Genomic DNA, 14,740 nt, shown 5'->3' on the forward strand with positions numbered 1-14,740 from the left:
ACAGAGAAATTCGATGACTGATGTCGTCAACATCGCAGCTTACAAATTTGCCGATCTCACCGAACTCGCCGAGTTGCGGAGCGAACTCCGCGCATTGTGCCAGTCTCACCAACTGAAGGGCACGATTCTCCTCAGTCCGGAAGGGATCAACCTGTTCGTGGCGGGCGAACGTATCGGGATCGACGCCCTCCTCAATCGGATTCGCGAGATTCCCGGGCTTGAGGATCTGGAAGTCAAAGAAAGTCTCAGTCACGAACGTCCGTTTCAGCGGATGCTGGTGAAGATCAAACGCGAGATCATCAGTTTCGGCGTCGAAGGGATTGAACCACACCGGTACACATCACCCCGGATTTCCGCCGAGGAACTCAAACAGTGGCTCGACGAAGGCCGCCCGGTGACCTTGCTCGACACCCGCAACAATTTCGAAATCGATGCCGGTACCTTTCGTGACGCGGTGGCGATCGACATCGATAATTTCCGCCAGTTCCCTGCAGCTGCCGAGCAGTTGCCGGAGGAGATGAAACAGCAGCCGGTCGTCACCTTTTGCACTGGTGGCATTCGCTGCGAAAAAGCGGCTCCGTATTTGGAGCGTGTCGGTTTTCAGAACGTGTTGCAACTCGATGGCGGCATTTTGAAGTACTTGGAAGTCTGTGGCGGAGAGCACTACGACGGCGATTGTTTTGTGTTCGATCGCCGGGTCGCGGTGGATGAGAAACTGTCCGAGTCACCGCTGGCCCAGTGCTATGTTTGTCAGGCGATTCTCACGGCGGACGAGCAGGAGTCGCCGTTCTATGTCGTGGGAAAATCGTGCCCGCATTGTCATCGCTCGGGGGACGACCAACGACGAGAATTAATCGCGTCGCGTCAGCGGAAACTCGCAGAATTCACGCAGTCATTACCGGGAAGTCAGCCGTACACGAACGAACGCCCGTTGCGAGTGGCAAAGCAATTCGATGGCTTCGAGGTGCTTGATTTTCTGGATGCCATGAAAACGCAACTTTCGCGCGAGCATTGGCAAGACGTCTGCGAGCGTGGTCATTTGCTATGCAACGATCAGCCAGTTCAACCGGGGCGAACGTTGCGGTCCGGCGAAATCTTGGTGCACGTCATTCCGATGACGATCGAACCGGAAGTGAATGCCGACATCGAGATTCTGTACGAAGATGATGCGATCGTCGTCGTCAACAAACCGGCCCCCTTGCCAGTGCATCCTTGTGGGCGTTTCAATCGGAATACGCTGACGTATCTGCTGAATCTCGTGTATGCCCCGTTGCGGTTAAAACCGGCTCACCGGTTAGATGCGGAGACGACCGGCGTGATGGTGTTCTCGAAAACCCGCCAAGTCGCCCGGCAACTCCAACCGCAATTTGATGACGGCACCGTACGAAAAACATATCTCGCACTTGTGCAGGGACATCCGGAGAAGTCGCGGTTTGATTGTCAGGTTGCGATCAGTCCCACACCGGGGCCCGAAGGCGTACGAATCCCAGATGAGAACGGATTGCCGGCGGAAACTCAGTTTGAGGTGTTGGATCAGTTCGACGACGGGACATCCTTGGTGCGTGCCACTCCGGTCACGGGCCGCACGAATCAAATTCGACTGCACTTGTGGCATCTCGGTTGGCCAATTGTCGGCGATCCGATCTATCGACCACACAGAGAACTCGCTGCCGCAATGACGACAGACGTATCGACCAGCCAACTCGGCTTGCACGCGGCAGAACTCGAATTCACGCATCCGACGACGCAACTCAGCGTCCGCTTCAATGCAGATGTCCCCGATTGGTTTCGTGTGCTGGCTGATACGGTTCAGTCAGGTTGATACTCGACCCACAGTGTTTCAACGACGTTCTTCGTCGGAACTCGCCAAGTCTGCGATTTCCCCTCATCGTTCGGTTCGAATCGTCGAGACGCCGTGACCACACTGTCTTCGTCGCGCCAACAAAATGTCACGCGAGTGGCGTCCGTTTGGGCGAGGCGGTATGCGAGATGTAACTCGGCTCGTCGATAACGCTTGCCACCGTCATTGCGAAAGCGAACGGCGACGGGGCCTTGTGCATCGTTCAGATTCGCCGAACCGTAGCAGAAACTTTGAGACCAGAAGTCCGATGGTTCTTGGCCTTGTCGCGTGATTTGCCAATCCTTGACGAGCGGTTGCCAGGACTGACCAGCGTTGGTGGAGTACTCGATCTGATATTTCACATCCGGTAAAGGCGGATTCGATGAGGCGACGTGTGCGGTCGCGAAGATCTGCGTCGCTGTTGTGTTCCGTGGTGGCGAGAGTTCGAGTGTTAGACGTGGCGAATCAAAGTCTCCTGCGACGCGGTGGGCGTTGGCTTGATCCAAATTCGGCCCCGCACTGACAATCGCTTGCCCGGTGGCTTGAAACTCCACATCGGAACCATTGCTGGTCAACTGGGGAATTGTCGAGGAGTTGCACTGGCAGACCGTGACGATCGCCAACTGAGAATTGGCTAACTGTTTCTGACTGCCATGAATTCGCAGCCAATACTGCCGATGCCCTTTTGCAAGATCGGTGAGGTCGGTCGAGTCGCCAGTCGTTCCACCATCGTGCCAGGTCTGACCGCGATCGGTGGAAATTGAGACAGGAAGCGTGACTTGGCTGTGAATCGTCAAACCGTTACGACATCCTGGCTCGTAAATCCCCCAATCTCCGTCATTCGCGGGCGTCGCAGCGATAATGTACGGCGACTGAAATTCGAATGTGAGGTGCGAATCGGTCTCTTCGATCACGCCCTCAGCATAGTCGCCATTGGCAAAATTTGGCCGGTAGGTAAAGACGGCGTTGGCATACTGAGCCTGGCCAGGTTGGTAGCTGCTTTCCTTGGCTGAGTTATAAAAATTCTCCGGCTGATTGACCCAAGTGCGGGCTCGTTGGGGACCGGGGATACCATCGGTTCGATCGTTTCGCCCCCAAAACACGTACGTTTTGCCATCGTCTAACCCCGGACGAAGATACCGGCGGAACGTTTCACCGCGTCGCAAATGAATCATCGGTGGCGGCCCCGCATAACCGGCGAAGTACTCCGCCGAACGATAGGAATCGAACGCTTTCCAGTCGTCCGAATGCAAACCGCAGATCGGCCAACCGTTTTGTGAGGAATCACGCGATGTTCGATTTCGTAGGACTTGAACGTTGTCCTGAAAATCGGCGATGGAAAGAAGTTTTCGACCGGAGTCGTCGAACAGGATCGTCGAGACATCATGGTCCAGCAGTGACCAACGGCCGGTGCCATATTCATTTCCTTGGAGAAACACTTCGAAGGAATTGTGGCCGCTGACGCCGACGACACGAGATCGATTGTGACCGAGCAAGTGTTGCATCTCGGCAGTCCATTGGGCGTGTGTGGTGCCGCAGAGTCCGTAGCCGTGAGCGAACAATCCCGTCCAATAATCGCGAGTGGCGGCATCCGTGGAGTTTTCGAACCCGCGATTCCATAAGTCCTCTCGGCCTTCTTCCCCGTGCCAATAGTGGGTGTTCCGCCACATCCACGCCGCGAGTGCCCGGTCTTCATCCGATGTCGGCGGATGACCGACGACACGCGTAAACGCCTTTGCTTGGGTTTGTTCTAGTCGTTCAAACGTCGAACAGGCAAGTTCTCCCGGATACCAAGGATGATCAGTTCGCATTTGCGGATCACCAACGCCCGCCACAGCGGTGGGAGTCTGAGTCAACACTCCTGAAAGCGAGAGGAGCACGATCAACAATTGAGTTGAACCGGGGAGCAGACGGGACATGATGGACCTCAACTCGACGCACTGAAGGAATGAACTGTCGCGGTTTCTGGATAAAACGATATGATACCCGCTCACGGATTCAGTGAACAATCGTCGGGATGGAGATTCGATGTGAAAGGTGGGGCGTCGGGTTGGGTTGTGATCGGGGCTGCCGTTTGGTGGGTCCTGGCGACGGTGCTGGTGCTTTTGCTCATAATTTGGGGCGGCATTCGCTGCCCGTGGTTTGTCGCGGTGTATCTTGTCGCCACGGTATTGGTCAGCATTGCGGCGTTCGTCACGTATGGGCTCGACAAACACTACGCGAAAACCGAGAAATGGCGTGTCTCCGAGAAAACGCTGCACTGGTTATCAGCCCTGGGAGGTTGGCCTGGCGGGTTAATCGCTCAGCAAGTTTTCCGACACAAGACGCAGAAATTGCGGTTTCGCGTCGTATTTTGGCTGATCGTGATCGTTCACCTGCCCCTGATTCTGTACAGTTTGCTGCAAATTACGGTCGGTGGCTGAACGACCTGAGTGCGTGAATTCCGTGAAAATTCGTCACCGAGACTTGACAGTTTTGATTCAATCAAGGATTTTACTGGTTTCCCGAAAACTGCACTGTTCCGATTGAATTGAGGCTGATCCCATGGCTGTTCCGAAGCGACGCCAATCCAAATCTCGCTCTCGTAAACGCAATTCGCATAACGCTGTGACACCGCCACAAGTCAGCGGCTGCCCGGAATGCGGAACGCCACGTCCGTCGCACGTTGTCTGCCCAAAATGTGGTTGGTACATGGGACGCGTCCTTGCGCCACCAGCCGACGAGTAGGCGACACGGTCGGTCGAAATACCGATTTTGCGAAGATCGAAGCTAACACAACAAAAAACGGGGCAGACTCAGTCGCGAGTCTGCCCCGTTCTTGTCTTGGCCGAATCTCAGTTCCTTGGAACCCGTATCTTTGGCGGTGAGGGGAAACTCACTGCCGTTGCTGTTTATTTAAACATGTCGAACAGGCAGCAACCCTTGGTGGGTTCGCAGCAAACCGGCTCGGGAGTACAACAGGTGTCGACGGGCACTTGTCGGCAGACGGTGCGAGGAATCCGACGAGTCACGTTGTAGGTGACTGTGCGAGGCACGCAGCGTGTCCGGGTTTTGTAAGAGCAGCACTCCACTTTGCGGCAGACGGTGTAAGGAACTTTCTTCGTACGAGTTTCCTTGACCATCGTGCAAGAGCGAACCGGAACCGTCTTGGTGCGGCACTCTTTCACGTAGCGGCAGGTCGTGTAAGGAATCTGCTTCTGCACACATTGCTTGACCCAGGTGCAAGAGCGAATCGGCACTTGCTTGGTGCAGCATTGTTGCTCGTACCGCACGGTCGTGTACGGAACTCGCTTGCAGATTTGTTGTTTCACGTAACGAACCGTCGTGTGGCAAACCTGACGAGTACCACATTGGGGGACTCGTTTGCAGACCGTGTACGGAACTCGTTTCCGTTTAATCTCGGTGCAATATCGGGTGGTGCAAACTTTCTTTTGAACTGTCTTCGGGCACCAAACGCGACGGCAGACAGTCTTCGTGCAGCAGCCGCCGGTCGGGGCACAATCGGTTCCGCATGGTTGATCCCCACACGGTACGCTGCAGCTTGGCACGCAGGTGCTGACCGGAATTTGTTCGGTGACGGTTTTCCACTCGCCGCATTGTACGTCGACGGTGTGCCACTCTTGAATCGGTTTGCAGACCGTGTAGCAAACGTCACGGTAATGGGTTTCCGGCACGGTTTTGTAGGTCGTGCAGGGAACGGTTTTGTAGCACTTGTCGTAAATCGGTTTGCAAACCGTGCAGCTCACCGTGCGATAGTTGCAGCTGTAGATCGGTTTGCGAACGGTGTAATTCACCGTCTTGTAACAGGTCTTCCAAACCGGCTTGCAGATTTTGCAGGTGACGGTTTTGTAGTGAGTCGTGTAGACCGGCTTGCACGCGGTGTAGTTCACCGTTTTGTAGCAGGTGTTGATCTTCGGCACACAAGCCGTGTAGCAGACATCGCGGTAACGCGTCTCGTACACGTTCTTGCAGGTCTTGTACGGAATCTTCTCGATGACGGTGTCGTAAACCGTCTTCGTGCATTGTTCGACTTTGCAGTCGTAAACGGTTTCTTTCACAGTTTTGTATTGCGGTCCGCAACATGACTTCGCCGTCACGTAGTTGCCGCAAGGAGCACTTGCTTCCGTAGGACAGCAGTTGTAGCTGGCCGCACCGCAGTAGCCCGCATTAGCCTCCGTGCCAGTCGCCAAAGCGATGGTAATCGCCAGCACGACGGGCACCCATTTCACGTATCTCATTGATGGGTTCCCTAAATTCAGTCTAGATCCGGTTGACGCACCGCGTTTCCTCGTCGTGAGAAAAGTTGGTGCAGATGACCTTTCTTTCCTCGTCAACGAAGACCACCTCACTACACCGAACACCGCGAATTATCCCACCAACAATGCTTTCCCGTCCCCCGTCGTTTGCGCGACCCGAATAACCGAACGAAACAGACGCCCGCCATCCGCCATCCGCCATCCGCCATCCGCCATTCCTATCCACTCGGATGCAATGCCGGCAAGGAGGCGTTATCTTTCCCACACAGTGCTTGCCGAACGAAAACAGTCTGAACCGAAGGAACCATCATGCGATTTGCGATCTGCCAGGAGTTGTTTATCGATTGGGAATGGGAGCGTCAGTGTCGCTTCGTCGCCGAGTGCGGTTACACCGGGATTGAAGTCGCACCGTTCACAATCGCCTCTCGTTTAGAAGACGTTTCCGTCGAGACCCTACGATCCATGCGAAAGGTCGCAGAATCGTTTGGACTCGAGGTCATTGGTCTTCACTGGTTGCTCGCCAAGACGGAAGGGCTTCATCTGACATCGCCGGACGCGGACGTGCGAAAAGCAACTGCTGAATACCTCATCGTGTTGGGCAACGCGTGCGCGGAACTTGGCGGCAACGTGATGGTGTTTGGTTCGCCGCCACAACGAAATCTGCCCGACGGTGTTTCGACCGAGCAAGCCATGCAGTACGCGGCGGAAGTCTTCAAGGCATGTATGCCACAGATCGCCGAACGCGGAGTTCGAATCTGCATGGAACCGCTCACAACGAAGGAGACAAACTTCATCAACACGTGTGCCGAAGCGAAGACGTTGATCGAAATGGTTGATCATCCAAACTTCGTTTTGCACCAAGACGTCAAAGCGATGCTCGGTGCTGAAAGCGAACCATTGCCGGTCGTGATCGAGAAGTACAAAGAACTGACAAAACACTTCCACGCCAACGATTCCAACCTTTTAGGCCCGGGCATGGGTGAGACCGACTTCGCGCCAATTTTCGAAGCGCTGTTACGTACGAAGTATGACGGATGGGTGTCCGTAGAAGTCTTTGACTATGCCCCCGGCGCAGAGACAATCGCGCAGACAAGTTTAGCCTCGATGCGCACGGCATTAGACGTTGCACAGAAGCGAATCGACTCAAATGAAAATCCTGCTTAAAAAAATGAATGATTTTGTGAGGATTCTATGGCCTGAAAGGGTTGAAATCTCTTGCACAATTTTGCAAAGACCGTAGGATGATTCCCAATATCGTAAGACCAGGGTTGAACTTACTGCCAATCGGGCAACGCAAGGATCGGCACTTCTTGGACGCGGGGGTCCAAACCGAAGTTTACGGAAACCATCTGGCCAACACTTTGCCGAAGTCACCTCACTCTGGTCTCAACGGCAAGACGGCCACGTCGAAGACACAACAAGGAGAAGAACACAGTGGCCAAGAAAAAGGTAGCAAAGAAAGCGACGACCAAGTCTGTCGCTAAGAAGACACCCGCAAAAAAGACCACAGCGAAAAAGTCGACTGCTAAAAAATCGACCGCCAAGAAGTCTACTGCGAAGAAGTCGACAGCGAAAAAGTCCACCGCGAAGAAGTCGACTGCCAAGAAATCCACGGCGAAAAAATCGACAGCGAAGAAGTCGACCGCCAAGAAATCAACGGCGAAAAAATCGACCGCCAAGAAGTCCACCGCGAAGAAGTCGACTGCTAAGAAGACTCCCGCGAAAAAAACAACGGCCAAGAAATCGACCGCGAAAAAGTCGACCGCCAAGAAGACTCCTGCAAAGAAGACCACCGCGAAGAAGTCGACCGCCAAAAAGTCAACGGCGAAAAAATCGACTGCGAAAAAGTCTTCTCGCAAGAAGGCATAAGCTGACAAAGCGTGTCGAACTCAGGACGACTCGACTGAATTCAACACGCTTTGTTCTTTGCGGCTGAATGCAAGACCAGCTTTGTAATCGTTGGACGACAATTCCATCGAAGAGGAATCTCGCCCGACAAACCGCGTGAAACGTGGAGCAAAGTTGGGGCTTGATACCAACTCCCTGCGGAATACCGAACTCCGTATAGACTCGGTGCGTACACAGGTCCAATCACAGGTAAGATGACTTGCCCGCCGTGATTGTGCCCGGACAGCATGACGTCGACATGATGTCGCTGTGCCCACCGGTAATTATCCGGAGTGTGGCTCAATAGGATTCGGAACGCGGAGGGTGATGTCCGACTTAACGATGGGTGCTCACCCATCCATGGCCTTTCAGTACCAGCAATTTCTAGCTGACACTCTAAATAGTTCACAACTCGTACTGTTCCGGACACATCACACCAGCCTAGCTGTGTGATCGCATCCCGAATCTCGGACGAGTTCCGCCGTTCGTCGTGGTTCCCAAGAATGAAGTACCGACCGAGCTTCGCTTGGAACGTGCCAAGAGTTTCTGGCAACCACGATGTGAGCGTGTCGTCGTCGAACAGATCTCCCGTAAAAACGACGAGATCGTACTGCTCGCGGTTTACCTCAGCACAGACGTTCCGAAAAAATTCCAAGCTCAGTGTGCCGATCAAGTGAAAGTCACTGAGATGCAGAATGGACATCCCGTCCCATGCGTCGGGTAATCGCTCGCATTGAAAGTGAAGTTGCTGAAATTCCACCTCGCGGGCTTCATTGAATGGGATGCCTGTGACCCACCGATGCGGGCCACTTCCGAGACTTCGCGACCCTAGTTGCTTTCGATAGTCAACGACATGGCTGGTCGAGGCAATCTCAGTCACAGCCGGCCTTCTCGTCTGCCAACGAACGATCGACACGAGCAAACTCAACAGGCCCAATCCGCAGACCACGCCGACAATCTTCCAGCCCAGCGTCGCGTCAGACCAACGCTCGTCACGCAACCACTCCGGTCCTAAACCGACAGCCACGAAAAGAACGACAGGGAACAGCAACACCGCGAAGTCATGGAAATGACGTGTGGCTTTTAGCAACCAATCGGGCAGAGCGAAACCATGAATCCGATTGATGACCGCGGCTTGAACTTCCGCGTGGCCGATCGCTAGCAGAACCACCATGCACAAACTTGTGATGCTCATGAATGAAGATACTGAGTTGAGATCGAAATGCATGGTGGGATGATTGGGGCCGGTTTCGTTTGCAGTGGTCTCAGGCAGATTAGAAGATGCGGCACTGCATTAGAACGGAATCGAGACTTGGCATTGAATTTCCGAATCGAAATCGACGTTGTCCTGTTTCTCGATCGGGATGACGCCACCGACGCGAACGGTCGCGCCATTCACAAGAACCGTGTGCAAACCCAAGGTCAGATTTAACGCGTCGGACCCACCCGCAGAGTTGATGAAATCAAAGCTCACTGTCCCATCGGTCGAGGTGTAACCGACTGAGTCCGCATCCCCCAATGGCACACCGTAGTGGAGCTCTCCAATTAAGGCAGCTCCAATGACGTATCGAGAATCGGGATTCTGGAACAACCAATATCCCCCGCTGACATCAACGAATAGAATCGGAGATTCGTTCAACCGCCCCACCGTCTGGCGAGTGGAAAAATCTTCGACAACAACAGTATTTCCGCGTGTCGGGATATCGAACTGCAAGAAGCTTTGGAAGAACCAGTTATCAAATGGCGTCAGTGCCATGGCCAAATAAGGAAAGACATGTACATTGTCGTTCTTGAGTTCATAACGCAGAACGTCAACTCGGCCTTCCCCATCGGCACCGATCGGCAAATCAAAACCAAGTCCACCGGAAATCAAGCCATCTTCCGCCAGAACCAAGGTCTGCTTGAAAAGAAACGCCAAGTTTCCCAGACCGCCGGCGTTGGCGCCGATCAAGTCTGAATCGATTTGCCACTGATTGGCGTTGACCGACTGCACGACTTGTATGGAACTCCACCCATTGAACAGCGTCTTCTCGACTCCGAAGGCGAACCGATCAATCGAGCGGTTTACGCGGTTCGTTCGTAACGTTACGACATTCTCGGTCTCGACGAAGTCAAACGTGTCGGCCGTCAACGCATTCTCGAAATGGTTGTAGCTGAAGATGAAACGATCTTGCGGGATGGGGCTGTTGTTCTCGCTAACCTTTTGCCGCCGCACGCCGCCAGCTAATGGAAGTTGAGCCTCACCGTTAAACTTGAAGTTTTGAACGGTTGGAACCTCGACGTCCGTGACAACATCGACTTGAACTTCGCGAGGCTGGGTGATTGTTATCGATCCTTGGGAGGGATCGTCGAACGTGAACGTGTCGAACACCGTCACAGTTTGCGTGGATGTCACCGGAACGATTTCCGAACCCGTTATCACCGGAATGTTGGCCGAAAAACACGCTGTACCGCCAGGCGTAAAAAAGTCGCCGAACATATTGGGCATACGCGAGAGCGAACGACCAGTTACGCCGCGACGTGAAGCCTGCAATCGCTCGAAGCCTCTCCCGAAGCGATCGGTCTGACTCGCCATTTGTGGGAATGATGAGTCGAACGTCGATGGTGTGTCCGGCGGTGGTACGAGCGGCGAATCCTCAGTTTCGCTCTCCGTTTCCGCCTGAACCAACTCGATCGAATGTCCTGGCTGTGCGTATGCGTACGTAGACCAACCGATTGAAAGGATGGAAACGAGAAAAGTGGTTCTCATAGTGTTCCTCGTACAGATGGCCTGTGCAGTTCCACGCTCTGTATCGATCAAACAGCCCCCAGAAAACCGACTTGTTTCCTATGCTTGGTACGAACGACATCATCCGAAAAACTGTTCGAACCGGAACAGTTCTCGCAAACCTCCCAAAATTCCATTTGGGGAATACTCGAGCACCAACGGGAATGGACTATTGTCGGTATTCGGTTTCGCTCATCCAGTACAAGTCATCCCAATAGCCGGTGTCATTCGGGACGCGCTCACCGGACGTGCTCCGTCCATTCACAACAATCGCGGTCAATTCCGCCGCCAGACGTTTCGCGATTTCCGGGTGGGCTGCAATCACGTTACGAGACTCGCCTTTGTCGGTCGACAAATCGTAAAGTTCTCGTTGATTCCGCCGATTCGTGCCCATCACGAGTTTCCACTTTCCGTCGCGAATCGCAAAGCCACCTCCGCTACTATGATGTACCATCGGCACACGCTTTCCATTTTGAGCTTTCGCGAAGACGGAATAGAAACTCTGACTGTCTTCCCCGGCTGTCGATGGCAATTCGACGCCGAGCATGTCCGCGAACGTCGCCAACAGGTCGGTCTGGCAGACCGGTTCATCCGATGTCCGCCCGGGTTGTTTCGTCCCATTCGGCCACCGCACCAAAAATGGAACTCGGTGCCCGCCTTCGTAAATTGACCGTTTTCCTTCGCGGAAGGGTCCATTGCTTTGATGGTGAAACTTCTTCGCTCGTTGTGTCCACGTATTCTCGGGTCCATTGTCGGACGTGAATACAATCAGCGTATTCTCAGCGAGTTGTTCGCGATCGAGAAACTCCAAAATACGCCCCACGTGCCAATCCGTTTCAATCATGAACTCTCCATACGCACCCGCCTCGCCCTGTCCACGAAAACGTGGCATGGGAATTACCGGTTTGTGGGGTGATGTGTACGGCAGATACAGAAAGAACGGCTTGTCCTGATCGCGTTTTTGCATCCATTCAATGGCTTTGGTTGTAAAGCGATCCAAGCACTCGACATCGACAAAGTCTGCAGCGACCTCGAGTTTGCCGAGGAATTTTCCCTCACGATCGGCCGGTTGTACCCGCGCTGTCTCCTCATAAGGCGGCATGATTCGGTAGTCGGAGATCGCAATCCGATTCGGTTTCTTCTGCGTGTATTGAACTGGTGGAACCTTTGCAAATCGTCCTTCAAACCAAGCTAAAACACCGTAGTTCATGGAAGCAGGAATGCCGAAATAATAGTCGAACCCCTTGTCCAAGGGCATGTCCTGCACGGGTTGCGTCCAATCACGCGACGTGCGATCTCCGGGAAAATCCATGCCGAGATGCCACTTCCCCACCATCGCAGTCTGATAGCCCTGATCGCGAAACAACGAAGCCAGCGTCATTCGTCCGTCGGCAATGAGGCACTTCCGCTCCGCTTGAAAGACACCCCGTTTCAATTCCGTCCGCCAACTATAACGCCCGGTCAACAAACCGTATCGCGAAGGCGTACAAACGGTGTCGGAACAATGACCATCGGTAAATGTGATCCCTTCCCGAGCTAAGCGATCCAAGTTCGGCGTCTCAAACTTCGAATCAGGATTGAGACAACTGGCATCGCCGTATCCTTGATCGTCGGTGTAAATCACAATGACATTTGGTCGCGACGACTCGGCTGCAAGCAGAGCTCCTGCAAACCACAGAACTGTCAGAACGAAGATCGGTTTCATAGAGTGAATTCGTCGCGAAGGGCAGTCGACCTGAGGGGAGAAAGAGGCCGATGAAGAACCGTAAGTGAGACAACAGCGTATTCTAACGCGACAATTTCCGCGTGTTCAACCATCGATATTGGCACTGTTCGGGACGGCAGTTCACTCCTGACTTTCGCCCGAACTATTGTCGCAGCAACTGCACGAAATCGGCGTGTGTGGCGGCACGGGGGTTGTTAGCCAACCGCACAGAATTGACCTGCTTGGCCAGCCATTCGAGCTCCGACGCCTCAACAATTCCGGCGTCTTTCACAGAAGCCACGTTGCCTGTGGCAACAATGAACTCCCGAATCGCAGCACAAGTCTCTTCCATACTACTTGCATCGAAGAGTTGCCGAATGCTGTCCAACCGCCGGGTGACGTGCTCCACGCCACGTGGTTCGTTGCAGTTTGCTTCAGTAATTCCCGCATTGAACATGAAAGCAGCCGGAAGTGTCATTGCGACGGCTTCACCATGTGCAATTCGATACTTCGACGTGAGTGCATACGACATCGCATGTGGCAACGTCGTCTTACTAATGTTGATCGCCTTGCCTGCCAAGTGCGACGCCCGACACATCCCCAACCGCGCATCGGGGCTCGGATTGTGAATCGCAGGCAGTAAGTGCTCCCGACACAATTGAACCGCAGTGGTCGCGTATTCGAGTGATTCCTGGGTCGCACCAACCGACCAAATCGATTCGATCGCCTGACAGAACGCGTCGAGTCCCGTGGACGCGGTCAACTTGGCCGGCAATTTGCTCGTCAAGAGTGGATCGATCACCACATAGTCCGGCAACAGACAAGAATCCGCGACTGAGAATTTTTGCCCGTCCACATAGACCACTGCAAAATGTGTCGCTTCGCTTCCCGTCCCCGCGGTTGTAGGAATGACCAACAGCGGCGTCTTCCTGCCCGAAATCGGGACAGTGCCCGTCGCCAACTCTCGCGGATCTTCCGAAGATCCGGCGAACGTCACGATCAACTTCGCCAAATCAATCGCAGTTCCGCCCCCCAAAGCCATGATCAAGTCCGCATTTGCCTTGCGGAACCGATCCACCCCGGCCTGTACATCTTCCAACTTGGGATTGGGTTCGAATTCGCTGAATTCAGAGACTTGCACCGTTCGGAGCCAAGGATCCAGCACAGATTGAGCCTGAGAACTTCGAAAGGCGACCTCGTCCACCACGAAAAACACACGTTCCACCGGCAACCCAGCAAGCAAAGAGCCGATGTCTGCCAAGGCCCCTCCACGCAAGAGCACAATCGGCCGATTTTTAGCTAAGTCCATGAATTCCACGCCAACCATTCAAAAGATGCCAACTCCCAGATGAGCAGATTACGACAAAGCATAACAACTCAGGGGAATCAATCACGAGTGAAGGAATTGGAAGAATTGATGAATGGTCTTGCGAACCACGGTTCTTCGTCGCCTCGCAAACAAGGAAACGAGGACTCTCGTACGCTAGAAGGACCGTCACATATTCGGTATATTTCGGAGAAGCTGCGAAGAATCTCCTGTTCACACATCAATGTTGTGACGAATTCCACGCAGCAGTCTCGGAAGTCGGAAATAACCTCCGCAATCGCCCCGTTAGCACAATTGGATAGTGCAGCGGTTTTCTACACCGCAGGTTGGGGGTTCGAATCCCTCACGGGGTATCTTTTCGCTCACTTCGAAAAGACAAGCAAAACGCTACCGACCCGATGTGCCCAAAGACGCACGAAAAACAAAGTCGTAGCGCAATCAATAAGAGCATTGCCTCCAAAACATCCTACCGACATCTCCCCAACCCTCTAAGTAAAAAGCCGCCTTACGATGCTCGTAAGACGGCTTTGGAGTGGAGGCGGCGGGAATCGAACCCGGCGACGACATCGCCGCAAACGATTATACAGCAGCCACTTGCGTCACATGCCCCGCCTGCGGCGCTGCACTGGCGCTGCAACAGCCCGTCACTGGCCTGCAACCACCCGCACCGCCTGACGCCGACCTGCAAACCGTGATCACCGCCTGGGATGCGCTGCCCGCCCACCTGCGGGCTGCCATCGTCGCCATTGCCACCGCCACGGAATAGTGGAGGCACATCGCCTCCAACCCGCATTCTGTGAATCCGGCAGTGCGATTTTCCAAGTGTCCAGGTGGGGAAGCGGAGAATTTTGCCCTGCGGTTGCGACCAGATTGCACGGTGCAAGCGGACGAGCTTTTTAGGCGGCACGGTTCGTTTCTTGCAAGAGATCACCCCGTAGCGTTTCTACGAGATGCGTCT

Annotated in this window: 12 protein-coding genes and 1 tRNA gene; 6 read left to right on the top strand and 7 right to left on the bottom strand. The window is 54.0% G+C overall.

Features of this window, described 5'->3' with window-relative positions; translation table 11 throughout:
* Positions 1-13 precede the first annotated feature (13 nt).
* Positions 14-1,822 (top strand): sulfurtransferase, encoded by a 1,809-nt coding sequence (locus AC5DDB_RS25960; protein WP_491742676.1) that lies wholly within the window; start codon positions 14-16, stop codon positions 1,820-1,822.
* Here the strand turns inward: AC5DDB_RS25960 and AC5DDB_RS25965 are convergent.
* Positions 1,810-3,759 (bottom strand): hypothetical protein, encoded by a 1,950-nt coding sequence (locus tag AC5DDB_RS25965; RefSeq protein WP_491742677.1) that lies wholly within the window; start codon positions 3,757-3,759, stop codon positions 1,810-1,812. The two genes, AC5DDB_RS25960 and AC5DDB_RS25965, sit on opposite strands and share 13 nt — an antisense overlap.
* 60 nt (positions 3,760-3,819) lie before the next feature.
* Here AC5DDB_RS25965 and AC5DDB_RS25970 point away from each other — a divergent pair, with 60 nt between their 5' ends.
* Complete coding sequence (locus AC5DDB_RS25970; protein WP_491742678.1) at positions 3,820-4,263, top strand: DUF1294 domain-containing protein; 444 nt, start codon at positions 3,820-3,822, stop codon at positions 4,261-4,263.
* 121 nt (positions 4,264-4,384) lie between these two features.
* Positions 4,385-4,567, top strand: a complete 183-nt coding sequence (gene rpmF, locus AC5DDB_RS25975; RefSeq protein WP_491742679.1) for a 50S ribosomal protein L32 — start codon at positions 4,385-4,387, stop codon at positions 4,565-4,567.
* A gap of 164 nt (positions 4,568-4,731) precedes the next feature.
* Here the strand turns inward: rpmF and AC5DDB_RS25980 are convergent, their stop codons facing one another.
* On the bottom strand, positions 4,732-6,078 hold the full coding sequence (locus AC5DDB_RS25980) for a hypothetical protein (protein WP_491742680.1): 1,347 nt from the start codon (positions 6,076-6,078) through the stop codon (positions 4,732-4,734).
* A gap of 327 nt (positions 6,079-6,405) precedes the next feature.
* Between AC5DDB_RS25980 and AC5DDB_RS25985 the strand changes: the two genes are divergently transcribed.
* Together AC5DDB_RS25985 and AC5DDB_RS25990 are read left to right on the top strand one after the other, a co-directional pair.
* Complete coding sequence (locus AC5DDB_RS25985) at positions 6,406-7,260, top strand: sugar phosphate isomerase/epimerase family protein (protein ID WP_491742681.1); 855 nt, start codon at positions 6,406-6,408, stop codon at positions 7,258-7,260.
* A 216-nt stretch (positions 7,261-7,476) separates the two neighbouring features.
* Complete coding sequence (locus AC5DDB_RS25990) at positions 7,477-7,965, top strand: histone H1-like repetitive region-containing protein (protein ID WP_491742727.1); 489 nt, start codon at positions 7,477-7,479, stop codon at positions 7,963-7,965.
* A 40-nt stretch (positions 7,966-8,005) separates the two neighbouring features.
* On the opposite strand, the gene AC5DDB_RS25995 is transcribed toward AC5DDB_RS25990, so the two are convergent.
* The 4 genes from AC5DDB_RS25995 to AC5DDB_RS26010 all read right to left on the bottom strand — a co-directional run bounded on the left by AC5DDB_RS25995 (position 8,006) and on the right by AC5DDB_RS26010 (position 13,764).
* Positions 8,006-9,178: a metallophosphoesterase gene (locus AC5DDB_RS25995; RefSeq protein WP_491742682.1), complete on the bottom strand. Its 1,173-nt coding sequence runs from the start codon at positions 9,176-9,178 to the stop codon at positions 8,006-8,008.
* Positions 9,179-9,277: 99 nt separating this feature from the next.
* Positions 9,278-10,732, bottom strand: coding sequence for a hypothetical protein (locus tag AC5DDB_RS26000; RefSeq protein WP_491742683.1), 1,455 nt, complete (start codon positions 10,730-10,732; stop codon positions 9,278-9,280).
* 187 nt (positions 10,733-10,919) lie between these two features.
* Positions 10,920-12,455 (bottom strand): sulfatase family protein, encoded by a 1,536-nt coding sequence (locus AC5DDB_RS26005; protein WP_491742684.1) that lies wholly within the window; start codon positions 12,453-12,455, stop codon positions 10,920-10,922.
* 163 nt (positions 12,456-12,618) lie between these two features.
* Complete coding sequence (locus AC5DDB_RS26010; RefSeq protein ID WP_491742685.1) at positions 12,619-13,764, bottom strand: phosphonoacetaldehyde reductase; 1,146 nt, start codon at positions 13,762-13,764, stop codon at positions 12,619-12,621.
* Between the two features lie 297 nt (positions 13,765-14,061).
* On the opposite strand from AC5DDB_RS26010, the gene AC5DDB_RS26015 reads away from it, so the two are divergent.
* Positions 14,062-14,135: transfer RNA gene (locus AC5DDB_RS26015), tRNA-Arg, on the top strand.
* A gap of 152 nt (positions 14,136-14,287) precedes the next feature.
* On the opposite strand, the gene AC5DDB_RS26020 is transcribed toward AC5DDB_RS26015, so the two are convergent.
* Entirely contained in the window at positions 14,288-14,575 is a 288-nt protein-coding gene (locus tag AC5DDB_RS26020; protein WP_491742686.1) for a hypothetical protein, read from the bottom strand.
* Positions 14,576-14,740: the final 165 nt, after the last annotated feature.

It is taken from the genome of Thalassoroseus sp., assembly GCF_984380535.1.

Bases quoted from the DNA above. Each gene is read 5' to 3' on its own strand.
- AC5DDB_RS25960 (WP_491742676.1), top strand. From the start codon at position 14: ATGACTGATGTCGTCAACATCGCAGCTTACAAATTTGCCGATCTCACC.
- AC5DDB_RS25965 (WP_491742677.1), bottom strand. From the start codon at position 3,759: ATGTCCCGTCTGCTCCCCGGTTCAACTCAATTGTTGATCGTGCTCCTC.
- AC5DDB_RS25970 (WP_491742678.1), top strand. From the start codon at position 3,820: ATGATACCCGCTCACGGATTCAGTGAACAATCGTCGGGATGGAGATTC.
- rpmF (WP_491742679.1), top strand. From the start codon at position 4,385: ATGGCTGTTCCGAAGCGACGCCAATCCAAATCTCGCTCTCGTAAACGC.
- AC5DDB_RS25980 (WP_491742680.1), bottom strand. From the start codon at position 6,078: ATGAGATACGTGAAATGGGTGCCCGTCGTGCTGGCGATTACCATCGCT.
- AC5DDB_RS25985 (WP_491742681.1), top strand. From the start codon at position 6,406: ATGCGATTTGCGATCTGCCAGGAGTTGTTTATCGATTGGGAATGGGAG.
- AC5DDB_RS25995 (WP_491742682.1), bottom strand. From the start codon at position 9,178: ATGAGCATCACAAGTTTGTGCATGGTGGTTCTGCTAGCGATCGGCCAC.
- AC5DDB_RS26000 (WP_491742683.1), bottom strand. From the start codon at position 10,732: ATGAGAACCACTTTTCTCGTTTCCATCCTTTCAATCGGTTGGTCTACG.
- AC5DDB_RS26005 (WP_491742684.1), bottom strand. From the start codon at position 12,455: ATGAAACCGATCTTCGTTCTGACAGTTCTGTGGTTTGCAGGAGCTCTG.
- AC5DDB_RS26010 (WP_491742685.1), bottom strand. From the start codon at position 13,764: ATGGACTTAGCTAAAAATCGGCCGATTGTGCTCTTGCGTGGAGGGGCC.
- AC5DDB_RS26020 (WP_491742686.1), bottom strand. From the start codon at position 14,575: ATGCGGGTTGGAGGCGATGTGCCTCCACTATTCCGTGGCGGTGGCAAT.